Origin of the sequence: Paenibacillus sp. LC231, assembly GCF_001860525.1 — a bacterium.
Classification (GTDB): domain Bacteria; phylum Bacillota; class Bacilli; order Paenibacillales; family Paenibacillaceae; genus Paenibacillus_AQ.
This window is the reverse complement of the sequence record NZ_JFOM01000053.1, coordinates 220,166-246,876: the sequence shown is the minus strand read 5'-3', so window position 1 is coordinate 246,876 and position 26,711 is coordinate 220,166. Positions and strand designations below refer to the sequence as shown.

Annotated in this window: 25 protein-coding genes; 19 read left to right on the top strand and 6 right to left on the bottom strand. The window is 50.9% G+C overall.

The features are described 5' to 3' along the window. Window positions 1–29 precede the first annotated feature (29 nt). From AK95_RS28395 to AK95_RS28350, 10 genes are all read left to right on the top strand, one after another. Window positions 30–1,652 carry an extracellular solute-binding protein gene (locus AK95_RS28395; RefSeq protein ID WP_071223265.1) on the top strand — a complete coding sequence of 541 codons (1,623 nt, stop codon included), beginning with the start codon at window positions 30–32 and terminating at the stop codon, window positions 1,650–1,652. Between the two features lie 34 nt (window positions 1,653–1,686). Continuing rightward, window positions 1,687–2,958, top strand: coding sequence for a Gfo/Idh/MocA family protein (locus tag AK95_RS28390; protein WP_071223264.1), 1,272 nt, complete (start codon window positions 1,687–1,689; stop codon window positions 2,956–2,958). A gap of 71 nt (window positions 2,959–3,029) precedes the next feature. Beyond that, window positions 3,030–3,218: a hypothetical protein gene (locus AK95_RS28385; RefSeq protein ID WP_071223263.1), complete on the top strand. Its 189-nt coding sequence runs from the start codon at window positions 3,030–3,032 to the stop codon at window positions 3,216–3,218. Between the two features lie 267 nt (window positions 3,219–3,485). Next, window positions 3,486–4,376, top strand: a complete 891-nt coding sequence (locus tag AK95_RS28380) for a helix-turn-helix transcriptional regulator (RefSeq protein ID WP_071223262.1) — start codon at window positions 3,486–3,488, stop codon at window positions 4,374–4,376. A gap of 88 nt (window positions 4,377–4,464) precedes the next feature. Next, window positions 4,465–5,283 (top strand): NAD(P)H-binding protein, encoded by an 819-nt coding sequence (locus AK95_RS28375; RefSeq protein WP_071223261.1) that lies wholly within the window; start codon window positions 4,465–4,467, stop codon window positions 5,281–5,283. Between the two features lie 60 nt (window positions 5,284–5,343). Continuing rightward, entirely contained in the window at window positions 5,344–6,294 is a 951-nt protein-coding gene (locus AK95_RS28370) for an ATP-binding cassette domain-containing protein (protein WP_083397746.1), read from the top strand. After that, window positions 6,291–7,124 (top strand): ABC transporter permease, encoded by an 834-nt coding sequence (locus AK95_RS28365; RefSeq protein ID WP_071223260.1) that lies wholly within the window; start codon window positions 6,291–6,293, stop codon window positions 7,122–7,124. The genes AK95_RS28370 and AK95_RS28365 overlap by 4 nt, the downstream gene beginning before the upstream one ends. Before the next feature lie 201 nt (window positions 7,125–7,325). After that, entirely contained in the window at window positions 7,326–9,383 is a 2,058-nt protein-coding gene (locus tag AK95_RS28360) for a HelD family protein (RefSeq protein WP_071223259.1), read from the top strand. 278 nt (window positions 9,384–9,661) lie between these two features. Then, complete coding sequence (locus AK95_RS28355) at window positions 9,662–11,437, top strand: ABC transporter ATP-binding protein (protein WP_071223258.1); 1,776 nt, start codon at window positions 9,662–9,664, stop codon at window positions 11,435–11,437. After that, the gene (locus AK95_RS28350) at window positions 11,421–13,271 is read left to right on the top strand and encodes an ABC transporter ATP-binding protein (RefSeq protein ID WP_071223257.1); all 1,851 of its coding nucleotides are present in this window, start codon (window positions 11,421–11,423) and stop codon (window positions 13,269–13,271) included. Before AK95_RS28355 ends, AK95_RS28350 begins: the two co-directional genes overlap by 17 nt. 87 nt (window positions 13,272–13,358) lie before the next feature. Here the strand turns inward: AK95_RS28350 and AK95_RS28345 are convergent, their stop codons facing one another. After that, a complete protein-coding gene (locus tag AK95_RS28345; protein ID WP_071223256.1) occupies window positions 13,359–14,228 on the bottom strand; it encodes a LysR family transcriptional regulator in 870 nt (289 codons plus the stop codon). A gap of 125 nt (window positions 14,229–14,353) precedes the next feature. Here AK95_RS28345 and AK95_RS28340 point away from each other — a divergent pair, with 125 nt between their 5' ends. Together AK95_RS28340 and AK95_RS28335 are read left to right on the top strand one after the other, a co-directional pair. Continuing rightward, window positions 14,354–15,043: an ankyrin repeat domain-containing protein gene (locus tag AK95_RS28340; RefSeq protein WP_071223255.1), complete on the top strand. Its 690-nt coding sequence runs from the start codon at window positions 14,354–14,356 to the stop codon at window positions 15,041–15,043. 32 nt (window positions 15,044–15,075) lie between these two features. Then, entirely contained in the window at window positions 15,076–16,302 is a 1,227-nt protein-coding gene (locus tag AK95_RS28335) for an amidohydrolase (protein WP_071223254.1), read from the top strand. 73 nt (window positions 16,303–16,375) lie between these two features. On the opposite strand, the gene AK95_RS28330 is transcribed toward AK95_RS28335, so the two are convergent. From AK95_RS28330 to AK95_RS28320, 3 genes are all read right to left on the bottom strand, one after another. Next, window positions 16,376–17,263, bottom strand: coding sequence for a DUF2268 domain-containing putative Zn-dependent protease (locus AK95_RS28330; RefSeq protein ID WP_071223253.1), 888 nt, complete (start codon window positions 17,261–17,263; stop codon window positions 16,376–16,378). Between the two features lie 86 nt (window positions 17,264–17,349). Next, window positions 17,350–18,036, bottom strand: a complete 687-nt coding sequence (locus tag AK95_RS28325) for a G1 family glutamic endopeptidase (RefSeq protein ID WP_071223252.1) — start codon at window positions 18,034–18,036, stop codon at window positions 17,350–17,352. 111 nt (window positions 18,037–18,147) lie between these two features. Beyond that, the gene (locus AK95_RS28320) at window positions 18,148–19,008 is read right to left on the bottom strand and encodes an Hsp33 family molecular chaperone HslO (protein ID WP_071223251.1); all 861 of its coding nucleotides are present in this window, start codon (window positions 19,006–19,008) and stop codon (window positions 18,148–18,150) included. A gap of 146 nt (window positions 19,009–19,154) precedes the next feature. Here AK95_RS28320 and AK95_RS28315 point away from each other — a divergent pair, with 146 nt between their 5' ends. Both AK95_RS28315 and AK95_RS34330 read left to right on the top strand, forming a co-directional pair. Beyond that, the gene (locus AK95_RS28315; RefSeq protein ID WP_074961972.1) at window positions 19,155–19,910 is read left to right on the top strand and encodes a MerR family transcriptional regulator; all 756 of its coding nucleotides are present in this window, start codon (window positions 19,155–19,157) and stop codon (window positions 19,908–19,910) included. A gap of 27 nt (window positions 19,911–19,937) precedes the next feature. Then, window positions 19,938–20,087 (top strand): phospholipase D-like domain-containing protein, encoded by a 150-nt coding sequence (locus tag AK95_RS34330; RefSeq protein ID WP_162487661.1) that lies wholly within the window; start codon window positions 19,938–19,940, stop codon window positions 20,085–20,087. Window positions 20,088–20,110: 23 nt separating this feature from the next. Here the strand turns inward: AK95_RS34330 and AK95_RS28310 are convergent, their stop codons facing one another. Next, the gene (locus tag AK95_RS28310; RefSeq protein ID WP_071223249.1) at window positions 20,111–20,596 is read right to left on the bottom strand and encodes an anthrone oxygenase family protein; all 486 of its coding nucleotides are present in this window, start codon (window positions 20,594–20,596) and stop codon (window positions 20,111–20,113) included. A 319-nt stretch (window positions 20,597–20,915) separates the two neighbouring features. Between AK95_RS28310 and AK95_RS28305 the strand changes: the two genes are divergently transcribed. The 3 genes from AK95_RS28305 to AK95_RS28295 all read left to right on the top strand — a co-directional run bounded on the left by AK95_RS28305 (window position 20,916) and on the right by AK95_RS28295 (window position 24,158). Further along, window positions 20,916–22,316, top strand: a complete 1,401-nt coding sequence (locus AK95_RS28305; RefSeq protein WP_071223248.1) for an ABC transporter substrate-binding protein — start codon at window positions 20,916–20,918, stop codon at window positions 22,314–22,316. A gap of 101 nt (window positions 22,317–22,417) precedes the next feature. After that, window positions 22,418–23,308: a carbohydrate ABC transporter permease gene (locus AK95_RS28300; RefSeq protein ID WP_009591023.1), complete on the top strand. Its 891-nt coding sequence runs from the start codon at window positions 22,418–22,420 to the stop codon at window positions 23,306–23,308. 16 nt (window positions 23,309–23,324) lie between these two features. After that, window positions 23,325–24,158 (top strand): carbohydrate ABC transporter permease, encoded by an 834-nt coding sequence (locus AK95_RS28295; protein ID WP_071223247.1) that lies wholly within the window; start codon window positions 23,325–23,327, stop codon window positions 24,156–24,158. A 105-nt stretch (window positions 24,159–24,263) separates the two neighbouring features. On the opposite strand, the gene AK95_RS28290 is transcribed toward AK95_RS28295, so the two are convergent. Next, a complete protein-coding gene (locus tag AK95_RS28290) occupies window positions 24,264–25,193 on the bottom strand; it encodes an AraC family transcriptional regulator (RefSeq protein ID WP_071223246.1) in 930 nt (309 codons plus the stop codon). 199 nt (window positions 25,194–25,392) lie between these two features. Here AK95_RS28290 and AK95_RS28285 point away from each other — a divergent pair, with 199 nt between their 5' ends. After that, entirely contained in the window at window positions 25,393–25,656 is a 264-nt protein-coding gene (locus tag AK95_RS28285) for an Atu4866 domain-containing protein (protein ID WP_071223245.1), read from the top strand. Between the two features lie 65 nt (window positions 25,657–25,721). After that, a complete protein-coding gene (locus AK95_RS28280; RefSeq protein WP_071223244.1) occupies window positions 25,722–26,459 on the top strand; it encodes an SDR family oxidoreductase in 738 nt (245 codons plus the stop codon). Window positions 26,460–26,711 lie beyond the last annotated feature (252 nt).

Sequence of the window (26,711 nt, the reverse complement as noted above, 5' to 3'; positions counted from 1 at the left end):
GATGGAACATGAAAAGGGGAGGATTACGGATGAAGCTGAAGCAATGGGGAAGTCTTCTGTTGACCTGCATGTTGTCGTTATCGCTGGTGGTGGGCTGCAGCTCGAAAGGCTCGGGAGGAACGGCTCAATCGGACCCTTCGAGTGAAGGGAAATCCGCGATAAATGAAACGGGGTTTCCGATTGTCGACGACAAGATGACAGTGACCGGTTTTGCCGGAAAGTTCTTTGCCAACGCCGACTGGAACAACATCAAGCTGTGGCAGGAATATGAGAAAATGACCAATATTCAGGTGCAGTGGGACACGGTGCACAAAGACAATTTGGCGGAAAAACGGAACTTGCTGCTGGCCGGCGGCGATTATCCGGAAATGTTCTATGCTTCCGCATTTCCAAGGACAGACCTGCTGAAATACGGCAAGCAGGGCGCTTTTATTCCGCTGAATGACCTGATTGATCAATACGCTCCGAATTTTAAAGCCCTCATGGAAAAGTATCCGGTTATCGAGAAGGGGATTACGATGCCGGACGGCAACATTTACGGGCTGCCGACGATATACGATCCTGAATTCCGGTCCGTGTTGTACGGAACGCCGTGGGTGAAGTCGGAGTGGCTGACCAAGCTTGGCCTTCAAGAGCCGCAGACGCTGGATGAATTCTACGATATGTTGAAGGCGTTCAAAGAGAAGGATCCGAACGGCAACGGCCAGAAGGACGAATATGCCTGGGGCGGCGTGGGGACTGCCGGCATCGTCAACTATTTGCGCGGCTCGTTCGGTCTCAATTATCAAGGAACCTCGAACATTAACGTGGATACCGATCCGGCGAGCGGAAAGGTCCGGTTCATTCCGACGGATCCAAGATACAAGGAACTGCTTCAATTCGTGAACAAGCTATACAAGGACGGCTTGCTGGAGCAGGATATCATGTCCGTGAAGAGCACGGAGGTGGACGCGAAAGGCGTTGAAGGCCTACTCGGCGTTGTTGATAACGTGGATCCGGTCGCCATCTACAACCAGGAGGGTTATGTGGGGCTGCCGGTATTGAAGGGGCCGCACGGCGATCAGATGTTCAGCGCCACGGGCTCTCCGCTGGGGAACATCGGGATGTTTGTCTTGACCGATAAAGCGAAGAATCCGGCCGCGCTGATCCGCTGGATGGATTACTTCTACAGCGACGAAGGCATCCGCATGTTCTTCATGGGCTGGAAAGACGAAACGTATAAGGAAGATGCAGAAGGCAATGTGGATTACGTGGACGACATCAAGAACAATCCGGAAGGTCTCAATCTGGACCAGGCGGTAGGGCAGTATCTGATATGGCCCGGCGGATATTATCCGGGCTTCGTGACCCAGAAGTATTTCAAGGGAGCGGAAGGCCTGCCGACTTCTGTAGAGAACGCAAAAAAAGCCGAGCCGTACGTCATTCCTCAAGACAAGGTCTGGCCGCCGTTTAACTTTACGGCCGATGAGCAGTCCGAGCTTACCGGTATCCAAACCGACATTCACACGTACGTGGATGAAATGCGGGATAAATTCATAGCAGGGAACGAGTCCTTTGATAACTGGGACCAATATGTTGCTAACCTGCAAAAAATGGGCTCGGAGCGCTATTTGGCCATTTACCAGTCCGCGGCAGATCGATATACCAAATAAACACGTATACAGAACCTAAAAGGAGCGACATGTTATGACACAATTGAAAGCCATATTGATCGGGGCCGGCGCGCGCGGCGCCGGGGGTTATGCCCCCTATGCCCTGGATTACCCGCATGAGTTGACCTTCGTGGCCGTGGCCGAGGCCGATCCGGCGCGGCGCATCCGATTTGCCGAGAGGTTCGGAATTCCGTCGGAACAGTGTTATGAATCCTGGGAGCCGCTGCTGGCGGAGCCGAAGCTTGCCGATATCGCCGTCATTTGCACGCAGGATCGCATGCATTATGGCCCAACCATGCAAGCGCTGGAGAAACAGTATCATGTGCTTCTGGAGAAACCGATGTCTCCGGAACCGAAGGAGTGTCTTGAGATGGAGCAGGCGGCCATTCGCAACAACCGGCTGCTGACCATATGCCATGTTCTGAGATATACCCCTTTTTGGAGTACCATCAAACGCGTGATTCAGGAAGGGACCATCGGTGAGGTGGCTTCGATCCAGCTGAACGAAAATGTGGGATACTGGCATATCGCGCACAGCTTTGTACGGGGGAACTGGAATCATTCCGATAAGGCCAGCCCGATGATACTGGCCAAATCCTGTCATGATATGGATGTGCTGTCGTGGCTAATGGACCGGCCTTGCACGCAGGTCACTTCGTTTGGCTCCCTGATGCATTTCCGGGAGGAGCAGGCCCCCGAAGGTTCGGCCGACCGCTGCCTCGATTGCCAGGTAGAAGCGACCTGTCCATATTCGGCCCCCCGGTTTTACTTGAGCGATCAGTACAAGGGATGGGCGGGGCATTTCACCCAGGAGCTGACCAAGCCGAACATCATTCAGGGGCTTCGCGAGACGGACTATGGCCGCTGCGTATATCGGAGCGATAACAATGTGGTCGATCATCAGGTCGTCAACATGGAGTTTGAAGGCGGCGCCACCGCAATGTTCAGCATGTGCGGGTTTACGTATGAACAGGAACGCAGAATTCAGATCATGGGCACCCGCGGCGAGCTTCGGGGAGAGGAAGGCAAGATTACGGTTTACGATTTCCTGACCGGGCAGAAAACGGAGATTACGATTCCTTCGCAGTCGAGCGGACATGGCGGGGGCGACAGCGGAATTGTGGCGAGCTTCCTGAAGGAAGTTCGGAGCTATAACGGGCAAGAGGGCCTGACGTCGGCCAGTGCCTCCGTGCGGAGCCATTTGATTGCGTTCGCAGCGGAGAAATCGAGGCTGAATCACGGCCAATCCATCAATTTGAACGAATATGCGCGGGAATTGATGGCGGAAGAGAATGCGGTGAAATAAAAGAAATCATATTAAAAATACATCATATAAAAAATTCACAATAGATGTTTCTTACGGGAGATCTGATTACCATGGATGAGCGTGATGTGATCGAACTGCTGCGTCATGCTCCATATACCAAGGTGGTTGCGGTCCATATGGAAGCGATCAACCACTGCCTTGTGACAAGAGAGGAGCTGTCCGGTCGTCTGACAGCGGAAGATCTGCGCGCCCAAATCGAAATTCCGCAGGATGGCGAATGGGTCGAATGGAACGCTTAATACGCCAACAGCTGGCATAACAGCGGGAACAGCTAGCTGTCAGCGGATGGTTTCAGTAGCAGTTAGACAGTTTGAACTGATATAATCTATGCAGGAAGCTCCGTGACACGGAGCTTTTTTTGTTATCCCACCTTATTTACTCTTTTCCTAAAAAATAATCCCATTCCATCAAGAACGAGATGTAATCCTGACATACTAGATGTCAGGATTCATGCTTTATCATTCGATTCAGAAGTCAAAAAGTATGAAACGCGAGGAGTGTTATCGATGAAACTCGACCGGCTGCTAGGCATTACGATGGAATTGTTGACCAAACAGAGAGTGACGGCCACGGTGCTTGCCGCCCGGTATGAAGTCTCGGTTCGTACGATCTACCGCGATGTGGACCTCATTAATCAGGCTGGCATTCCGGTTGTTTCCTATACTGGTGCGGATGGCGGCTTTGAATTGATGAACGGGTTCTATCTGACGAGGCAGCACTTCTCCGTTGACGATTTTTTGGCGATCTACAATCTTTTGAAGGGCATCGAAGGGACTGTGAAGGGGAGATACACTTCCATCCTGAATAAGCTTGGAACCCTGCAGCCTGCCCTGTTGAACGGAGGATGTCATGAACAAATTCTATACGATATGAGCACGTCGGAACATGAGCGGGCATGGGTACGACCCATTCTAAATGCCATTGAACGCTCGAACCTGATGACCCTACACTATACGAGTACATCCGGCAGCCGCTCGGAGCGGCAAGTGGAGCCTCTGCAGCTGTACTGGGAACAAGGCGTGTGGTATTTGGAGGCCTACTGCTTGTTAAAGCGGGGGAAACGAATCTTCAGAGTATCGCGCATATCCAGTCTTGAAATATCCACCGACACGTTCCTCCCACGAGGAAACCTGGGGCGGGCGGATCAAGAGGCGGTGCAGGGCATACAGGCTCATCTCCGTTTCGATTCATCCGCCGGACCGAGGGTGACCGAGCAATTTCCGGAGGCTTTCATCTCCGGGGAGGGATTCCTAGATGTCCGAACGGTGTTCTATACCAAAGCCTATGCCATCTCGGTGATATTAAGCTACGGTGCAAAGGTGGAGATCGTCTCTCCGCCGGAACTGAAGGACGAACTGCTGCAGGAGCTGGAGGAAATCCGTAAACGTTATGAATGATGGATCAAGAACAATGAACAATGAACAATGAACAATGAACAGGGAATGAACATGAACCATTAAATAAAACTCAAGGAGGAAGTTTCATATGACCATTTTGGTAACAGGAGCTACAGGAACTGTTGGAAAACATATGGTGCAGCAGCTTGTGCAGCGAGGCATAGAAGTGAGAGCGATATCACGCAATCCGCAGCAAGCGAATCTGCCGGAGGGTGTGCAGGTGGTTGCCGGGAATCTCAACGACCCGGATAGCCTGATCCCCGCCATGCAAGGCGTGAGGGCCATGCATTTGATCATTTCCAGTGACGAGGCATACGGGACCCTGCAGACGGATCCGCGGATTATTGAGCTTGCCGAGAAGGCTGGCATACAGCGGGTAACGGTATTGGTGAGCTATGAAGAAGGGCCTGTGGAAGCTGCACTTCGAGACAGCGGAATGGAGTGGACTTTGCTCAAGCCATGCGAGTTTATGGCGAATATTGTGGTGGATTGGCAGGAATCGATCCGCAACGAAGGAGTCGTTCGTGAGCCGTTCGGCCATGCGCTGAGTGCCAGAATCCACGAAGCCGATATCGCTCGCGTTGCCGTCGCCGCACTTCTTGAGGAAGGTCACCATGGACAAGAATATTTCCTTACGGGACCGGAAGCCCTCTCGCGATTGGAAGCGGTTCGGATTATAAGCGAGGTAACAGGCAGGGACATCCGCTTTGTGGAACTGACCGAGGAACAGGCGAGAGATAAATGGAGAGAGCAAGGCTATGATGAGGAGTCGATTGAATTTTTTGTGCAAATGGGAAAAAATCCGCCCGAGATCGGTTATACGGTATTACCGACGGTAGCGCAGGTCACAGGGCTGCCGGCAGCCACGCTTGCTGATTGGGTCCGTGATCATAAGGACGATTTTTAAGTGCAAGCAGCATGGCAATCCAGAGGTCGATTTGTATAGGAAGAGGAGGAATTGTGAAACTTGCCTTACGCCATTGAAATGAAAGAGCTTCGCAAATCTTATAACGGCATTGGGGTCGTTCAAGGAATGGATCTGCGAGTGGAACAAGGAGAGCTGTTTGCCTTGTTAGGTCCGAACGGCGCCGGAAAAACAACCACCATTCATATGTTATCCACCCTGGTTAAGCCGGATGGGGGATTCGCATGCGTGGCCGGGTATGATGTCGTAAGCAATGCCCGGCACGTTCGAAGAAAGATCAGTCTGACAGGCCAGTTTGCAGCACTGGATGAGGGACTCTCCGGTCTTCAGAATTTAATGTTGATTTCAAGGCTTTACGGTTATTCGGCGAAATCGGCTCGATCCGTAAGCGAGGAGCTGATCGAATCCTTTGGACTCAGCGAAGCAAAGGACCGCGCGGTGTTGCATTACTCTGGCGGGATGCGGAGGCGGCTGGATATTGCCGCCAGTATCGTTACGAAACCCGATGTTATTTTTCTGGATGAGCCGACAACGGGCCTCGATCCGCAAAGCCGCATTCAAGTGTGGGAGGTTGTAAGGTCGCTTTTGAAACGGGGCACCACCGTGCTGCTGACGACGCAATATCTGGAAGAAGCCGATCAGTTGGCGGACCGGATTGCCGTGATGGATAAGGGGAGCCTGATTGCGGAAGGGACGCCCCGGCAATTGAAGGCTTCCGTTGGCAACAGAACGTTAACCATCCAATTCAACGAACCGGCCGACCAGCACAAGCTGGGTACTTTGTTAAATGAGGAACACGCGTTGACCTTATTGCAGGACGATCATCCCTTGGTACATAAAATTCCGGTGAAGGATGCAAGTGCTGCGAATCAGGCCCTTCATACAATGATGAAGAACGGGTTTGCTATCGAATATTTCGCCTTAAGCGAACCGAGTCTGGATGAGGTCTTTCTGTCACTGACCCGCGCGAAGTCGAAGGGAGGCACGCCATGAGTGTAAGCCATCATACAACGAATAAGGACGGCGTGCTGCCTGTTCGCCAAGCCGATACCGATCCTCCCCATGCCCTGACGGCGATCCGAATCTTTATGTGGAGAACTTGGCAGCATACGAAGCACAACGGGTTTGGTCTGGTGATGGACGCGGTTCTGTCGCCGGTTCTGCTGCTGCTTATATTTAGTTACTTGTTCGGCGGCGCTATGGCCGGGTCAACCGGGGCTTATATTCAATTCCTGTTGCCCGGCATTCTGATCCTGACGGTCGTGCCCATGACGGTGTATAGCGGAACCACGATATGCTCGGATATTACCAAAGGGGTATATAATCGTTTTCGAACGCTGCCCTTTTGGCAGCCGGCCTCGGTGCTAGGCTCCATCCTGACGGATGGTGTGCGCTATACAATCGGCGTAATCGTGGCCCTGGGCACGGGGCTTGTACTGGGCTTCCGGCCCGAGGGCAGCGTCATCCAAATGGCACTTGCCATTGCCTTCATCCTGTTCTTTGCATTCGGTGTCAGCTGGATATTTGCGCTGATCGGCGTCGCGGCCAAACGGCCGGAGACGGTATCGGGGTCGAGCATGATCGCGATATACCCGCTGCTGTTCGCCAGCAACATTCTGGTGGATTCGTCGACGATGCCGAAATGGACGGGTATTCTGATCGACCTGAATCCGATCAGCATGGCGGCAGCCACGGTCAGGGGACTGATGAACGGCACGGCAACCATGCCTGTGATCATGACAGGAATCGGGGTCTGCGTGGTGATTATCGCTATTTTCGTTCCACTTACGCTGTATCTGTACCAAACCAAAAACGAGCGGTAAGAGGCATAAAAAAACCAGGCTTGCATGAGCATGCAGCCTGGTTTTTTATCTATGTAAGACATTATGGTTGATGTAAATCGTATAGGTGTTTTTGGACCCACGATAAATACACAATACTACAACGGAAAGTATAAGTCTATATTTTTTTCGGGAAACCCCTATACTTAAAGCTATTCTTTAGCAAAGAGGGGGAGGTTCCTAATGCTGAATCCAAGCGAAAGCGCAGAGCGGGAATATCTAGAGTTTGTAGTAAAGGAGCTTCATCGGGCATCGAAGGAATTAGAGGGGAAGGTGTCTGATTCTTACAGGGATATCATTGAAGCCAAGAAGTACCTGTGGGTCAACATTGCCCAATTGGATGCGGCGGAACGGGCGGCCAACCGGGTCGATATTTCCTTGTCCATTGATACGGGTGAGAAGACGGCGGCCAGGCTGCAGAAGATGCGCAAGCTACTCACGTCGCCGTATTTTGGCAGGGTGGATTTCCGTTCGAATGAACCGGAAGAAGAAGATGCCTACTATATTGGCATCCATTCCTTCACGAATCCGGAGAGTCAGGGGCATCTCATTTATGATTGGCGCTCGCCGGTAGCAAGCTTGTTCTATGATTACAATGTCGGTCCTGCGTCGTATGAAGCGCCCATGGGCAGGATGCAAGGCGAAATTACCGTAAAAAGGCAGTACAAAATCAAAGACGGTCAAATGGAATATATGATTGAGAGCTCCATGAACATCAATGACGACGTCCTGCAGAAGGAGCTCAGCAGCACGTCGGACGAGAAGATGAAGAATATTGTGGCTACCATCCAGCAGGAGCAAAATGCCATCATACGAAACGAAACCGCGAATGAGCTGATCATACAGGGGGCGGCAGGTTCAGGCAAAACCTCCGTGGCTCTGCACAGGGTAGCATTTCTGTTGTACCGCCATAAGGAGACGTTGACTTCCAGCAATGTGCTCATTATATCTCCCCATAAAGTGTTTTCTGATTATATATCCAACGTTCTGCCAGAGCTTGGCGAAGAGAAAATCATGGAGGTTACGATGGAGGAGCTTGCTGCCAAAGAGCTGGGGGGATTATGTCAGTTTCAGACCTTCTTCGAACAGGTGAATGAAATCGTGAGCGCCGGCGACGAACAGGCCATTGAACGGATCCGGTATAAGGCCAGCATGCACTTCGTACATGAGCTGGAGGCTTATATGAAATATGCCGGTGAGCATTTCTTCCTGGCTGCGGATATTCAGCTGAAGGACGTATGTATTTCGGCTTCGGAGATCAGGGACTGTTATCTTGGCACCATGATCACGCCGATCAGGCAGCGATTGGAGAAGACGGCTTCCATCCTGTCAGGCCGGGTTCGTACAGAGGATGGAGAGAGACTGACTGCGGCAGAAGCCAAAAAAGTCAAAACCGCAATCAAGAACATGTTCAAATTTCAAAATGCGCTCAGCATGTACAAGGAATTTTTCTCATATGGGAACAAACCGGACATGTTTGTCATGAACGGAAGGAAAACGATTGAGTATGCGGACGTATTTCCGCTGCTGTATCTCAAAATGCATTTGGAAGGAAACACGTCATACGATATGGTGAAGCATCTGCTGGTCGATGAAATGCAGGATTATACACCGATTCAATACGTCGTGCTATCGAAATGGTTTTCGTGCAAAAAAACGATACTTGGGGACAGCAACCAGTCGGTCAACGTATATACGTCCACTTCACTGGATGATATCAAGAGCGTATTTCCGCATGCCGATACGATAGAGCTGTTAAAAAGCTATCGTTCCACGCTGGAAATTATGGGACTCGCGAAGCGAATTCATCCGGGCAGCACCATGATTCCCGTGGAGCGGCATGGAGAAGAGCCGCAGGTGATCCGGTGTCGTGACGCCGGGGAGGAGCTGGAGTTCATTCAAGAGCTTAGCCGTCACTTTTTTGATTCCGGGATGCAGACGATGGGGATCATATGCAAAACGACTTTGCAGGCCCGGCAGGTGTATGAGTCCATCAGGGGGCTTCAGGGCAGCGTGAATCTGCTCGATTTTAGCAGTGAACGCTTTGAGGAGGGAATTACGATCACCTTCGCCCATATGGCCAAGGGTCTGGAATTCGATCAGGTTATCGTTCCTTTTGCGGACGCCGAAAACTATCGTTCCGAGATGGATCGAAGCTTACTCTATATTGCTTGTACTCGTGCCATGCATAAGCTTTCGCTGACCTATTCGGGCGAGCCGGCTCCTTGGTTGGCGGTGTGAGCGTGAGCCGAAAATCAGGATAGCGCCATCCATAGGAACACCTTTTAAAAAAGTCGCGACGAATGGTTGCGGCTTTTTTCTTTGGATGATTGGATTGAAATGATATCGGCTGCTGTTACTCAGTATGTCTGAATTTGTATAAATCATATGGCCGTTCGGGAAGGAGGACTGATTTATTTCTAGAACCTATTAATATGGGAGTATCACAGCAAACGTATGGAAGGAGGAACGTAACGGGCTAATCAATCCAATAACGGGACAGGAAGTGATATGGGACATTGGACTCTCATCGAATACTTGGAGATTTTTTCAGGAAGACGTGGCCGTTTTATGTATTGTCGGTTTGCTGCCATTTGGTTGCTAACATCATCCACGTGAACTTCCCAAGGGTGTTGGGAAATTTTACGGATGAACTGAAGGATGGTTTATTGTCTGTCGACGGTATCGTGCAGTACAGCTGGACGCTGCTGGGTATCGGTGTCGGGTTCGCCGTCATCGGCGGGATCGGTCAGTTTCTGGTGATGTACACGGGACGGTATTTCGAATTTATGAACCGCCGCCGATTGTTTGTCCATTTTACGGGGCTCAGTGAGCGATTTTATTCCAAGAATGGCGTTGGCAAGCTGCTAAGTTATTTCATGAATGATGTGACGACGGTAAGGGAAGCGATCTCCATGGGGATCAATCAGACAGCAAACTCCTCCATCCTGCTGGTCTCCACAATCGTTATGCTGCTGATCACGAACGTACCGCTGTATCTGGTAGCTGCGAGCATCGCGCCTTTGCTGCTGATTCCGGTCATTGTCGTTTGGCTCGGACCGATTATCAGGAGAAGGTCCCTGCAGGTACAGGAAGCGCTGGGTGTGATGACGGAATCGGCGGAGGAGCAGTTTGGCGGGATCCGTGTCACCAAGAAGTTCGCGGTGGAAGACACGATGAAGCGGCGTTTTGGGACGACGGTGGACCGCATCCGGGACAAGCAGCTGCGGCTGGTACGCGTATCATCGCTTTTTCAATCGATCATTCCGTTTCTGGGCGCTACCTCACTCATTATCGCCCTCTTATTCGGCGGTTACCTGACCATTCTGGGACGGATTACGGTCGGAAACTTTGTCGCATTGACGCTTTACATTCGTATGCTGATGAATCCGCTGCAGCAGATCGGCAATGTCATTAATGTCGTTCAGCGCGCGAGGGCTTCGCTTGACCGATTAAACGACCTGCTTGGCAAGCAGGCCGACATTAAGGAACTGCCTGGCGCCAAGGAGCTGGATCAGGAGAACCCGGGCATTGAAGTGCGTGATTTATCCTTCTCTTACGAGGATGCGGATGGTCAAGAGGAGGGGGCCAGACAGGTTCTGCGGGGCATTCAATTGGATGTTCCGCCAGGATCGACGCTGGGCATCATTGGCCGGACGGGAAGCGGCAAGACTACGCTTATGAAGCTGCTGCTGCGTACCATTGATCCGCCTCCGGGGAAAGTGCTGATCGGGGGTGTGGACATTCGGAAGCTTACATTAAAAAGCCTGCGCGAAGGGATCGCCTATGTTCCCCAGGACGGCTTCCTGTTCAGCTCGACCATCCGCGAGAATATTGCCTTCTATAAACGGGACACGGAGCCGGCTGTCGTCGAGGAAGCGGCGCGAAAAGCACGGGTCTACGACAACATCGTGGAGTTTCCGGACAAGTTCGAGACCCGCCTTGGGGAGCGCGGCATTACGCTGTCCGGAGGACAGCGGCAGCGGACCAGCCTTGCACGGGGAATAATCAAGGATGCACCTATCCTCATTCTGGATGACAGCGTAAGCGCCGTCGACGCGGTGACGGAGACGGAAATCATGGAGACGATTCGGGATATCCGCGCTGGGAAGACTACGATCATTATTGCCCACCGGATCAGTGCATTGAAACATGCCGATGAGATTATCGTCCTGGATCAGGGCGAGATGGTTCAACGGGGTACGCATGAAGAACTGCTGTCGAAGGACGGACTGTACCGGACGCTGCATGACATTCAGGAAGAGGGGATGAAGTTTCATGGCACAGGCCATTAACAATTGGCAGCTGGACCAGAAGGCGGATCTGAATGCCCCTCATTCCAAGCCCAAGTATATTTCCACATTCCGTGCTTTATCGGGGTATATGAAGGAATATCGGCTGATTTTTGCCGGGTTTATCGGCTGCACCTTGATTGCCATCTCGGCAGAGCTGCTGCAGCCGTACCTGATGAAAATCGCAATCGATGATAATCTGATGGTCGGCAAGAACGATTTTCGGGGCCTGATGCTCATATGCGCTATCTATTTTTTGTTATCGCTGCTCAGTATGGTGTTTACCTATTTGCAAAATAATTTGCTGCAGAAGGCGGGGCAGAGCATTGTAGCGAGCATTCGCAAACGGCTGTTTGCCCATATATCCAAGCTGTCGATGTCTTATTTCGATAAAGTGCCGAGCGGCAGCTTGATTACGCATGTGTCCAGTGATACCGAAGCGATCAATCAGTTTTTTAACCAGGTGCTGCTCAGCCTGTTCCGCGACGGCTTCACCTTGATCTTCATTCTGGTCTTGATGTTCCAGCTGGATGTCACGCTGACCTTATACTGCTTGATCCTGCTGCCGATCATTGCAGGGATTGCCATTGCGTTCCGGCGTTATATGCGTCACACCTATCAGATGGCCAGAACGCGGTTATCCCGGCTGGTGGCCTTTGTGGCCGAGAATCTATCGGGCATGAATCTGATCCAAGTGTTCCATCAGCAGAAGGAGCAGGAGAAGCAGTTTGAGGAACGGAACGACTCTTACTTCAAAGCGAACATTCGGGAGATCCGGACGAATGTGCTGTTTAACCGCTCCTACGAAATATTGAACAACCTGGCGATTGCGTTCGTGACGTGGCTCGGCGGACAAGCCGTCCTGGGAACGACGCTGGAGTTCGGCGTGCTGTATGCCTTCATAACGTATATTCGTTTATTCTTTCAGCCGATCAACACGATCACCCAGCAGTGGAATACGCTGCAATCGGCAACGGTGGCGATTAACCGGATATGGGGTCTCCTGGCGATTCAGCCTGAGGTTACGGATCAACGCAAGCCGGTGGCCATCGAGAAAGCAAGTGTCGAGGGACGCGTTGACTTTGATCGGATCACGTTCGGTTACGAAGGCGGGGCACCGGTCATTCAGGACCTGGATCTCCATATCAACCCTGGAGAGATGATCGGGATTGTCGGTACCACCGGCGCGGGAAAAAGCTCGCTTATCAGTCTCCTGTGCCGTTTCTATGATGTAAATGAAGGAAGCATTCGAATTGATGGAATCGACATCAGGGAGCTGGCACAGTCCGATCTGCACCGGATGGTAGGCCTTGTTCAGCAGGAGCCATATCTCTACTCCGGGACGGTGCTGGACAATGTACGGCTGTTCGACGAGACCATCTCGAGGGAACGGGTGATCGAGGCTTGCCGCTTTATCGGTGCGGATTCGATCATCATGAGGATGAGGGAAGGCTATGACACCCGGTTGTCGGAGCGCGGCAGCGGCTTGTCCGCCGGCGAACGGCAGCTGATCTCCTTCGCCCGAATCATTGTGTTCCAGCCCAAGATTCTCATTCTAGACGAAGCGACCGCCAATCTGGATTCGCATACGGAGCAGCTGATCCAGAACGCCCTTCAACTTGTGGCCGAGGGGCGAACGACCCTTGTCATTGCCCATCGCTTATCTACGATCATGGGGGCGGACCGGATTTTGGTCATGAGCAAAGGCCGGATCGTGGAGCAAGGCACGCATCAGGAACTGCTGAACTCCCATGGGTATTATGAAGAGCTGTATCTTCACTCCCAAGGACAGAAGCAGGAGCACGAGGCTGCCGGTTCATTGTATCGTACAAGATAACCGCATTAATTTCTTGCCGGAGGGCAGAGCTTTCATTAGCCCTGTCCTCTTTTTGATTGAGCGGCCGGTTATAGAAGCAGTAAGCAGTTATAGGGCACTTGTCAACAAGTCAATGAAGTTCAGAGCCGTTCTGGAGACGTGATGATCCCTCAGCCAGATTAAGGCTGTGGAAGCCGCTGCCGGAGTGTCCTTGATTTTGAAGGCATGAACAGATGCTGGCAGGTGCTGCTTGACCAGCGTTTCGGGAACGATCGCCACGCCAAAACCTGAAGCGACCAAGCGCAGCAGCAGCGAAATGTCGGAGCATTCGGCTGCAATATTCGGCTGGAGTTTCTGTTCCGAGAAAGCCATCTGGATCGTATAATATACGCCCAATCCTTCCGTGCTCGGCAGAATGAGCGGATACTGCGCAATATGAGAGAGGGTTATCTCCTGTTCCATAGATGCCTCAGAGGTGAGCATATAAAAGGGCTCCGTCTGCAGATGAAGGATCGAGAAATCATCCAATTCAAGCGGCAGGCGGACGATCGCTAGTTCGAGCGACCGGTTTCTTACGAGCTCACAGAGCTGATACGACTCGTTCTGCTGAATTTTATACGAAACTTGGGGATATCTTGCCTTGAACTCATGCAGCCATGACGGCAGCTCTACCGAAGATAATGTATTGATGCCAAGACTCAGCGTGCCCTTATCGCCGTTTCCGACCTCTATAACCTCGGCTTTGGCCTCTTCCATGAGCTGTGTCATCTGGAGCGCATATTTATACAGCGCTTTACCCGATTCGGTGATTTCAAGCCGCTTTCCTCGGCGATATACCAAGACGGACCCGAGCTCTTCCTCCATCGCTTTCAGCTGCTGACTGAGGGGCGGCTGGGATATATGAAGCCGGTTGGCGGCAAGCGAGATCGTACCCTCCTCCACGATGGCAATAAAATACCGGAGCTGTCTGATGTCCATAGGTTGAAACCATCCTCCTTGTATATGAAAAACCTTAGTGAATTCAATTTTATAAGTATTTTTCATATGGTTCTGTCTCATGTTAGCATACCAATATACACGATAGAAAGAGGAGGGAGCATCGAGTGCTGCGTTTATCAGCGATTCTATTGATCCTTTTCCTGTCGGCCTGTCAATCCAATCCGGAGAAAGAAGAGGTGCAGAATATGAATCGTGAACTCATTGAATATGCCGAGCAAGGCAATACGGAGCAAGTACGACAGCTTCTTCAATCCGGCGCAGACATCAATGCGACGGATGAGCAGGGAAGAACAGCCGTGATGGCTGCGACCTATCACAATCATGTCGGAACGGTTGAGGCCTTGATCCAGGCAGGCGCTGATATCAATATTCGGGATCACCAACGGAATAACGTATTTTTGTATGCAGGTGCAGAAGGAATGATGGAAATTTTGCGGCTCGCGATCGAAGCCGATGCCGATGTGACGTTGACGAACCGTTATGGCGGGACGGCTCTCATTCCGGCCTCCGACCGCGGACATGTGGAGATTGTTCAAGAGCTGCTGACCCGGACCGACGTCGATGTGAACCATATGAATCATTTGAACTGGACCGCACTGCTGGAGGCTGTCATTCTCGGTGACGGCAGTGAGAAATATCAGCGCATCGTGAAGCTGCTGCTGGATCATGGGGCGGATGCCCGGATTCCCGACGGGAATGGCGTAACTCCCCTGCAGCATGCCAGAGAGCGGGGATATCAAGAGATCGAGCGCATCTTATTCGACGCTGTAAACGAAGAGCAAGGCAAAAATTGAGGCAGGGAATAAGCGAGAAGGGGATGAACGCTATGCACGAACAGAGCACTGCATATTGGCTGCTGAATGTCCGTCTGGAAACAGGTTACCGCTACGAGGAGGACGTCGTGATCGGAACCGAAACGGGACTCTTTCATGTAAAAATAGAAAATGGGGCTTTCTCAGAGATCCGCCCTGCGGAGGCTTTGCCTGATACGTTACTGCCGACACGGGATATGCAGGGGGATCTAATGCTCCCATCATTTAGAGATATGCATATCCACCTGGACAAAACCTATTATGGAGGCCCATGGAAGGCACCGAGCCGTTCGGCTCACGGAATCTTCAGCCGAATCGAGGAGGAGGAGAGGCTGCTTCCGGAGCTGCTGCCTACTGCCAAGGAAAGAGCGGAGGGACTGCTGGATCTGCTGCTGCGCTACGGGTCTACCCATATCCGCTCCCATTGCAATGTGGATCCTGTTGTCGGCTTGAGAAATTTAGAGGCCACCTTGCAGGCGGTTGAAGGATACAGGGAAAAAGCTTTTGTCGAGATTGTAGCATTTCCTCAGCACGGCTTGCTTCGCAGCCAGTCCGTCTCTCTGGTCAGGGATGCGCTCCGGAACGGAGCAGCGCTTGTTGGTGGTCTAGATCCCACAACGGTAGATGAAAATATGGAAAAATCACTGAACACCGTGATGGAGCTGGCCGTTGAAGCCAACGCCGGCATAGACCTGCACCTGCATGAGTCGTCGCATGTAGGGCTGAATACCTTTAAGCGCGTAGCTGACCTTACGGAAGAGGCGGGTTGGAACGGGAGGGTTACGCTCAGCCATGCGCTGGCTTTCGCGGACGTCTCACCAAGCGAAGTGGATGAGGTGGCGATTCGGTTGGCGGATCTGGGCATTTCGGTCACCTCTTCCGTACCGCTTGGCCGAACCATTCCGATTCCGCAGCTGCACCGCCGCGGCGTAGACATCTCGCTTGGGCAAGACAGCATTATGGACCATTGGTCCCCGTTCGGCAAAGGGGATAATCTGGACAAAGCGGGCACCCTGGCCGAACGCTTCCATATGTACGATGAGCGTTCGCTCGGACAGGCTCTCGGGTTTATTACGGGAGGGGTGACGCCGTTGGATCAGGACGGCCGCTATGCCTGGCCCAACGTTGGGGATACGGCGGACGCGGTGATCGTAAAAGCCAGCTGCTCGGCCGAAGCCGTTGCCAGGCGGTCACGCCGCCGGGCCGTCCTGTTCAAGGGAAAACCGGTTTACGAATCATGATAAAAAAGCAGCCGCTGCTTGCCGGAGTTTTCCGGCGTGCAGCGGCTGTTGTTCGTTCATGGGCTTTGGGTTGTTATTCCCTGAAGTAGGGGGAATCCGCAATGATTTCCCTCCAGGGAATATAAGTCGCCTCGACCGCGGATTTACCGCTCTGTCTTAAATAATCGGTTACGATCCGGTAGCCGATGGAATACCCCGCATAGGGTGGAATGCCCATTTTCGTAAAGTTGTAAAGATCCCCTTCCAAATCCCCGAACATGTAACCTCGTATCTCATTGAACCCGGTTACCTGCAGCGCTTCCCTATAACGCGGCAGAAGCTCGCTGTGCTGATCTTCGTTCAGGGCATGAACCCAGGGTCCCAAGTGATCCTCGCCGTACATTTCGGCGGCAAAAGCTTCAGCGAGTCCTTCCAGCACTAGGTATTGAGCAACCGTTGTCTCGGCACTCCATGGCTCATAAGAGAGCCTCACGTTATGATGGAATTCATGTGCCGTAATGGCTGCGAGCCTCGGCAGATTATAATCGTTCGGCCACACAACCACCATGATTTGTCCCGGTGTTCCCCCTGAACCTGTATATCCGGGATGCGGGCCGAACCGCTCAGGATCACCCAGCGCCAGAGTGAAGAGCAAATCTCCCAGCTCAATGCCGTGAGCTTGCGGCTTTAATGCGGCATATGCCTTCATCACGGCTTCCTTGCATCGGCTCCAGGAACTCGCTTGTTCCAAGCGAGACAAAGCCTGGAGCGCCTCCTCCGGATGATCGGCCGGGCGAAGCAATCCCAGCAGCTGCGTCATATCGTAATCGTCCTGTCCTTGAGGCATACGCTTGCGTATCGTGTCCATAAACGGCTGAAGCGGCTGATTCACAAGCTGCTCATATGCGGCGATCCGCAGCTCAGGCTCAGATTCCAGAGCTTGCTGTTGATGGGTTAGTGTATCGATGGCGATCAATTGCATACTGATATCCTCCTCTTATCGAAGCAATAGCTGCTTCGTATAATGTTGAGGATAATCCTTTACGCTGCGTGAAGGTCAAGTCTCTATTATGAATAAATACTTTTGACAACGAACCGGTCTCCTGCCCTGTTCGGATCGGAGGGAATGGAGGTAACTTTTAAATTCTGGAGCATGATGCCCCCGTTATCAGCAGTCAGCTTTGGACTTTTCCCATTGACCCGGCAGCAGGAGAAGACGACAGGAGATAATCGTGCCATTGTTGCAAGAGCCCCATTGACCTGTGGCGCTTCAACGATCCATTCCGCCGAGGTCTGTGGACCATTGTATCGTTGTAATGTTCGAAAGGTCCAGTTCCGGGATTCGTTTCGAAGGCAGATCAACCAGTTCGAACCGCTGCGCTTGCTGATGCTGGCATGCATCCGGTCACCCGGCAGAATCGGCAGGGGAATGATCGTAACCGAGGCCGGGAGGATCTCCCACCATGCATAATAGTAAGCCTTACCGTCTATGAATTCATGACCTGTTCCGGTCTGTATCAGGTTGCTATTGCCGAAGCCGTCAATTCCAATCCATGCTGAGGAATAGGTCGCCGCACGGCTTGGACGAACAAACGGCACATTCCATTTGGCGGAGATCTGTTTGTAAGCACCTTTTTTTCCTTTGAGGCTGTATCCGCTCCAATTGCTTGAAATCCATCCGATGTTACGACGCGGTTTGGCTGAAGTGTCAAGTTGGCAAGTGTGATTCCACTTATCTATCGTGAGAATCCCCATATCTCCACCGCCTTTACTAGATTGATAGTATATCTAATGAAGAATTGGTAGAGTTGGTATGGGTTTTCTGTTAGAAAGTTTGTTTAGATCTTGGTGTACCGATGAAGAGAGCTAGAGGAGTCCGGCAATTTCATGGGGCTCGAAATCGTATTTGTTGCCGCAAATATGGCAGACAAGTTCAATCGGTTCTGCTTTCATAACAGCGTACTTCAAATCTTTCTTTTCTAGTGAATGAAGTATGGGGTATAACACTTCTTTTGAACAGCCACAGAAATGTTGAATCGGGATGCTCCCGACAATCTCTATGTCTTTGAAAATCTTGCCGGGTATCTCCATGAGACTGTTGGATTTATCCGCCAAAATGTACTGATGCATTCTGACCTCCTTTTTTATCTGCTGAATCCGATGCGGGGGGCAGCCGGGAAGAAGTTGAACCATGATACCTCTACTTAAATCAATTTCATCGTTTTCATTAAATTGGATATAACTGTAGAAATCGGTGGATGTTTGTTCGCTTTGTTGATAGTAATGTGACAAGTCATCTATGATGTTACGATAAGGCATATCCGTAATTCCGGTGAACAAGCTGTTCATGCCTAAGTCCTTCGTAATATGAATGCTGCCCTTATCACCGACTATTTGTTTAAGATGTCCATGATTCAGCTGATCCAGGGTTATGTGTACCAGTTCATCACTGAGGTATCCCCGCACATTCCCCATGCTGTCTACATCAGCAAAGATTTTATGACACGCATTACTAAACTTGATTTTTAAGCTTAATCTTTGATTGTCTTTTAATGTTCCTATAATCAGACAAGCGGAGGTTATGGTTTGTCCCCATGCTGTTTTGAGTAGTTTGTGCATTGACGGGGGATGGCACATATCGTTAAGAAGTTTTGTATTCTCCACAAACAAAATGCGCACTTGATGATTGTAAGCTAAAGATTGTAGTACGAAGTTTCCATTCTGCATTTTATCCTATAGTCCTTTCTGATGGTATTTACTGTTGAAAATGTACTTGGATCGTATTATTTGCAGTATAATTCCTGACGTAACGTCAGGTGCAAGGGGGAACAAAGCTTCTTATATTATGATTGAGTCGAGTCGTACAACTATTCTTGGGAGGGGATCTTATCCGTAAGCGAAATTGGAAAGTCGGTGAACTTGCGAAGCGTACAGGGATAACCGTTCGAACGCTGCACCATTATGATCAAATCGGGCTATTTTCCCCCTCGGAAAATACGGAAGCGGGTCACCGTCTCTATACCGAAGCCGACGTAGCTAAACTGCATCAAATCATGACCTTGAAGCAGTTAGGATTCTCATTGGAGGATATCAAATTAACCCTGAGTGAATCGGGGCATTCTCTTAGAGATATGATGGATATTCAGCTCGCTCAATTGAACGATCAAATCGAAATTTTGACGGAGCTGCGTAGTCGAATCGAGGGGATCGATAAGTTGTTCCTATCTGGAGAACACGTGTCTAGTGAGCGTTTAATGATGGCGATTCTGTTGATGAGGATGACGGAGAGTAGGCATTTTAAAGCACCGCAATCCGAAGAGATGAAGAAATGGTTCAGCCTGATGAAAGAAAACGAACTGGAGGAATTGCAGGCTGAAGGGGCTCGGCTTCTTTCCGAATTTCGAAGGTTATATGAGAAGGGCATGGCACCTCATGAGGACGAGGTGAGGGCATTGGCGAAGATATGGAGAGAAATGATGTCGTCATGGGTTCATATAAATGAAGAGTTTATTCATTCAGCAGAGCAGTACTATGCGGAGTATCCGGATGATGCACTATCCTATGGGATGGACGGGGAATTGTACAGTTTTATCAAACAAGCGGTGGACATTATAACAACGGATGCATGAGTTTCGCTTGACGGAACGAAGGTGGAAGTGGGTTCATTCAATTACCTCCAATCGGCCGTGGAAGAGAACGATGATGTTGTCGTGAACATTCATGATGAAGCGACAGGCGCAAGTTTTGAATCGGCATTTAATTACATGTGGAACGATGGGGAGGCATTCAAAGTTTATGGATTATAGCCGCCCCATTCCCGTGATCCCTCTTAAGGGAGATGCCGTAAGGCAAAAACAAACAGGATCATCGCCCCTAAGGAAGTGATGGTTCGCACATGATTCCAGGGCACCCAGCGTCTCAGGTAGTTATTCCATACCTCACCTCCGGCACTGCTTCCTGGGTCAACAGCGGCCAGTGCGTCATTGAGCGGGACGTTGAACGCCATCGTTATGATGAATCCCGCTAAATAGAGCAGGCTGGCGGCAAGCAAATACAACGAGCCGGGTTCCCCCCAGCGCATGATGGATAATACCGCAAGCACGATACTGGTTAACGCAGTGCCTGTAAACAATGTGCCGAACAAAGGATTGAGAATGGTTGCATTGATGGACTGCATGGCATGGATCCCCTGTTCATTGGGAATTCGGGCTAGCGCTGTCATTATAAAAGACGAGAAAGCGAAGAACAGCCCGGCTATGAGTCCCGATCCGGTTACCGAGAATACAGCCAGCAAAAAAATTAAGCGGTCACTCATGGATAGTAAACCTCCAATGTCATAGTTTCTGGTATGGTTCCAGTATATTTATTTAATTGTTTGTACATACAAATATAATTGAATTTCCAGTAAAAGTAAAGACCTAAATATGCAGAACATTATAATCAATCAATAGACTCTGAATGATCTATTAATATTTTCTATTTCTGGTAATTAGTTCATTACGCCGCGCGTTATGAGAAAAAAAGTTCAGAATATCCCCACAATTTTCAAAATAGAGTTATATATACGCTCTCGTAAGCGTATACAGAATTTGGATAATATATCAAATGTGCTGCAGCCAAAAGGAGGGAGTAGTATGAAGTCAGGCAAGAGGGGTTTTTGGCTAGTAACGACGGCTTTATTAAGCGTTTCTTTGTTATTCGGTTGTACCGGGGGTAAGGGAGCGCCGGCCGATACCGGCGATCCGGAGCCGGGAAAGGATGGAGAGACGGCCAAGAAAATCATTACTGTAACGTTTCGGGATGACGGGATCGGCGAGAACGGAGCGTTCTATAAATGGCTCAAGGAAGTTTCGGCCAGCTACCCTGACAAAAGCGTAGAGATAAAGCCGACACCGATTCAGGCCTCGGAAGGAGATTATTTTGCCAAGGTGGCCTTGGCGCTCAAGTCAAAAGATACGGCGCCGGATATCGTGACAGAGGATACCTTTATCCTGAATTCTGATGCAAGCGCAGGTTATCTCGAACCGCTTGACGATAAATTGGCCGGATGGGAAGACTGGGGCAACGGTTCCTTCATCGAAGCGATGAAGAAGGGGGTTACTGCCAGCGATGGCAAGGTTTATGGCGTACCGTACAATACGGATTCCAGGGGCCTCTGGTACAACAAGGACATATTCAAACAGGCAGGTCTTCCGGAGGATTGGCAGCCTAAGAACTGGGAGGAGGTCTTAAGCGCTGCGCGTACGATCAAGGAGAAGGCGCCTGACGTTGTGCCGATCTGGATGAACATGGGCAAGGCTACAGGCGAAGCTACCTCCATGCAAACCTATGAAATGCTGCTCTACGGAACTGGAGAAAGGCTGTATGACGATGCCAGCGGCAAATGGATTACAAAAAGCCAGGGTATTCTGGATGCGCTGACTTTTGTGGAGACGGTCAATAAAGAGAAGCTCGGACCACCGCTCTCCAAAGTATTGAACGGTCAGGCAGGCAACACGGCTTCCCGCGAATACCTGCCGCAAGGCAAGCTGGCGATTTCACTGGATGGATCCTGGATCACGGGCAACTATATGGAATCAGGCGCAGCACCATGGCCTGAATACAAAGATGTGCTCGGCTTCGCGCCAATGCCGACCAGTCAAGGGCAGGACCCGGGATCGATTACGCTAGCCGGTGGGTGGGCGCTGTCGATTCCAAGCAACTCCAAGAACAAAGACGAGGCTTGGGAATTTATCAAGTATGCGCTAAACAAGGAAAATACGCAGAAGCTTGTCATGTCCTCAGGGAATATCACGGTCCGTGCCGATGTTGCCAAGGATCCGGAATATACGAAAATGCCGTTTAACGAAATCGCGACCGAATACCTGCAGAACGCAGAGTTCAGACCGGCCCAGGAGAAGTATCCGGAAGTGTCGACGCAGATTCAGACCATGGTGGAATCCGTAGCAACCGGAACATCGCCTGCAGATGCCATGAATAAATATGCGCAGGACGTCACCCGCATTGTCGGAGCGGATCATATTTTGGAGAAATAATCGGCTATACGTACAGAACCGGCTTGCTCAAGCGCTCCATGTATCGCGGAGGCTTGGGCAAGCGGTGTTTCAGATCATCTGCACGAAAAGGAGAACGAACCATGAGCAGTCTGTCCGTAGACGTTTACCCGAAACGAAGAAAAACGTATACCTGGCTCTTTTTTTTGCTTCCTTCAATCGCGATTATGCTCGTGTTTTTTATATATCCCATTTTGTTAACGTTCTTCTATTCCTTCACCAACCTGGCGTTAACCGGTGAAGCGGCGAGGGAGCTTAAGTTTATCGGCCTTGACAACTATACCCGGATGTTCCAGGACCCCACGGTTCGGATCAGTATATGGAACACGCTGGTTTTCCTCATCGGCTCGGCTGTGATCGGGCAGCAGGTGCTGGGATTTCTGATCGCGCTGCTGATGAAGCAGAGAAACAAAACGTTTCGGCGAGTGATTGGAACGATTGTGCTTGCAGGATGGGTGACGCCCGAGATTGTATGTGCTCTTTGCCTGTACAGTTTCTTCGGCGATGAAGGCACGCTGAATGCGATCATCACTTTTTTTGGATTTTCAGAAGTGACCTGGCTGTTTACCGTCCCGATGCTGACCATCATTCTTGCGAACATTTGGCACGGCACCGCCTTCTCGATGCTGGTATTTCAAGCAGCGCTGGATGATGTGCCTAACGAAATAGAGGAAGCGGCGGTGGTGGATGGAGCCTCCAAGTGGAAAATCTTCACGCGCATCATTATCCCTTACATTAAAAGCACCATCACAACCAACATGATGCTGGTTACGCTGCAGACGCTTGGGGTGTTCGGACTCATCTATGCGATGACCGGGGGCGGTCCGGGCAATTCGACGACGACCCTGCCGATCTTCATGTACAATCAGGCATTTGTGAACTATCAATTAGGCTATGGAACCGCCATTTCGCTGCTGCTGCTGCTGATCGGGATTGTGTTAAGCCTGCTGTATATCAGGTCGATGAAAGAGTAACCAGAGGTGAGATCATATGAATGCCAAACAACGTAAATTAATCTATCGAATTCTGCCGTACGCGATCCTAACGGGGATCGGTATTTGCTTTGTGCTGCCGCTGCTCTGGGTGCTCGTGGCTTCCGTCGATCCGAATGCGATGCAATCGCTCAAGATGCCTAGCAAGGTTACCGGTGCAAACTATGTAGAGGTGATGACCAGCAGCGAGAACCAGCGTGCATATCTGATTGGTCTGGTGATGTCGCTTGGCCAAGCCGTATTGGTTGTTCTTCTGGCGCTGCTCGCAGCTTATCCGCTATCCCGGTATCAGATGAAATATAAAAAGCCCTTTATGCTGACCATTTTGTTTATGACATCGCTCCCGATTACGGCTGTAATGGTGCCTGTGTACCAGCTGTTCCTGGGGCTCAAGCTGTATGACAATATTTTTGGCGTCATCTTGTTTTATGTCGCGTCGTCCATGCCGTACGGGATATGGATGATGAAGAACTTCATGGATTCCGTGCCGAGCGATCTGGAGGAAGCCGCCTGGGTGGATGGCGCTTCGGTGTTTACAGGAATGCGCAAGGTGGTTGCGCCGCTGATGGTTCCGGGTATTTGTACGGTCGCGATATTTACCTTCTCGGGCAGCTGGGGCAATTTCTTCGTTCCGTATATCCTGCTGCAGTCGCCGGAGAAGTTCCCGGCTTCCTTGAAGCTCTATCAGTTCTTCGGGCAGTATGGCATGGTCGATTACGGCAGCCTGGCCGCCTTCTCGGTGCTGTACGCCATTCCGGCAATCATCATGTATATTCTCTCCCAGCAGTTCATGTCCAAGGGTTTCGGGCTGCAGGGCGGAACGAAGGGATAGGGAAAATAACAGAATACAGGGCATGGGATGCCCAAAATAGAAAAACGGCAGCCATGCCGTTTTTTTGTGTTTGGCGAAATCGTTCCCGTGAGCTGTCTGTTCCAATCAGGCCTGGACCTGCCTAGGGCCGAGGTCCAATGACTCGCGCAGACGCTTGATATCCCGGATCGGAGGCAAACCGAACATGCGGGCATATTCCCTGTTGAACTGAGTGGGACTTTCATAGCCGACCTGAAAGCCTACATCTGCAGCTTCGGATGTTTCCAAGAGCAGAAGTCGGCGCGCCTCTTGCAATCGGATTTGTTTTTGATATTGCAGCGGGCTCATGGCGGTGATTTCCTTAAAGTGATGATGAAGCGAAGAAGGACTCATATTGACGGCAGCGGACAGATCAGCGATGTGAAGGGGCTGATTATAATCCCGCTCTATCAACTGGGCAGCTGCCGCGATTCGCTGCGCATGACTGCCGCTGACGGCAAATTGTTTCAGGGATTGGCCTTGTTCCTCTTGAAGGATTCGATAAACAATTTCCTTCGTGACCAGGGGAGCAAGGACGGAAATATCCTCCGGCGTATCCAGAAGGCGCACGAGGCGGACGACGGCATCCAGGAGAGCCTGATTCATCGAGCTGACAAAGAGGGCTTTTGTGGAGTCGGTTTTCTTAGGAAGGGTCTCTTGGCAGGATGGAATGAGGTCGAAGATCAGATGTCGATCCAAATCCAGTCTAAGGCACAGGTAGGGCAGCTCCGGTGATGCCTGAATCACTTGGCCGGATATGGGCAATTGCAGCGAGACGACAAGATAACTGTACGAGTCATAAAAATAGCTTTCTTGTGCCAGCATGATTAATTTTCTCCCTTGAGCTACGATGCACAGTGCGGGCTCGTGAATGGTGTGGATCAATTCCGTCCCGTCGGTTGCCCGTATTAAAGATAGATTGGGTATAGGCGTAGTATGGGTACCGTCCGTACCCGTGTATTTTTCGATGTAACCTGCAAGTTCGTTCTGCAGATTGCTTCCTCCATGATCTAACATCTTGGTTCGGCGAGCCTCCTCCGATGGTATTTAATTTAATCTTAATAAGGTTTGCAGGAATAGGCAAGAATCGTGGTGGATTCGGCTACCGGATAAATACTCCATGCAGGCATAATTAGAGTATCCTCGATGGTTGAAGGCAGGACGGTTATACATGAAACTCAAGAGGATCAGATAAGAGTAATGAGGAGGTATTGGAATGGATCCAGCTCTTAAAGCGAATGAGGTTCAGCATCCCTATATAGGCATGTGGGTGACCAAGGACGGATACATTCGCCACGAACTGCTGCCAAACGGTCGTTATGATGAAGCACGGGGTCGGCGGAAAAGCGCTTATCAAGGCCGCTATTTCATTCAAGGCGATCACATCGAATATGTGGATGATACCGGATTCACGGCTGACGGCGATTTTCGGGACGGCGTTCTCTATCATGCAGGGATGGTATTGGTTCGAGAAAACTAAATGTGCGAGATAGCAGAGTATGGTTTGGCTTAGAAGTACAGAACAGGTATCAGGAGGAGAGCTGTATGTCTAACGTTAAAGGAAAAGTCGTGGCCATTACAGGCGCAAGCAGCGGGATCGGTGAAGCGGCAGCCCGGCTGCTGGCTCATCACGGTGCCCATGTGGTTCTTGGGGCGAGAAGGACGGACAGGCTGGAGAAGCTTGCTTCCGCATTGAATCGGGAAGGCGGCTCAGCTGTTTGCCAATCGCTGAATGTGGCTCATCTCGATCAAATGAAATCTTTCATCGACTTGGCGGTGAGCCGATTCGGGCGGTTGGATGTCATGCTCAACAATGCTGGGGTTATGCCTCTGTCGCCCTTGGAGGCCTTGAAGGTGGACGAATGGAACCGGATGATCGATGTGAACATCCGCGGCGTCCTCCATGGCATTGCGGCAGGGCTGACGGTGATGCAGAAGCAGGGCTTTGGTCAATTTATCAATATAGCTTCCATCGGGGCATACGAAGTATCGCCAACCGCAGCCGTTTATTGTGCCACCAAGCATGCGGTTCGGGCAATCTCGGAGGGCCTGCGCCAGGAGGTTGGCAGCGGTATACGGGTCACGCAAATATCGCCGGGGGTAACGGAGTCGGAGCTGGCCGACAGTATCTCCGATGATACGGCCAGACAGGTCATGAAGGAATATCGAAGAATATCCATTCCGGCGACTTCGATTGCGCAAGCGATTTTATATGCTATCGGGCAGCCGCCGGAAGTCGATGTGAATGAAATCATCATCAGGCCGACCGCAAGTTCCGCTTAACTTAAGGATACGTCCATGACGATAACAACCCTTTTTGGGAGCGCTTGGTTCATATTATCGAAAAAGTTTATGTTTGAGCGCAGGCCTTGGGCTTCTGCGTGGAGGGAAGACCACTGCATCAAATGGCTAAGGAATCAGCTGTTGAGTAAACCTCAACAGCTTTTTTTGTTGGAAGGATTTGTTATACTTTAGTTATGTATTTTACATGAGGGCGCGTATAGCAGAGATGCAATGATATCTTTAGCATGATGA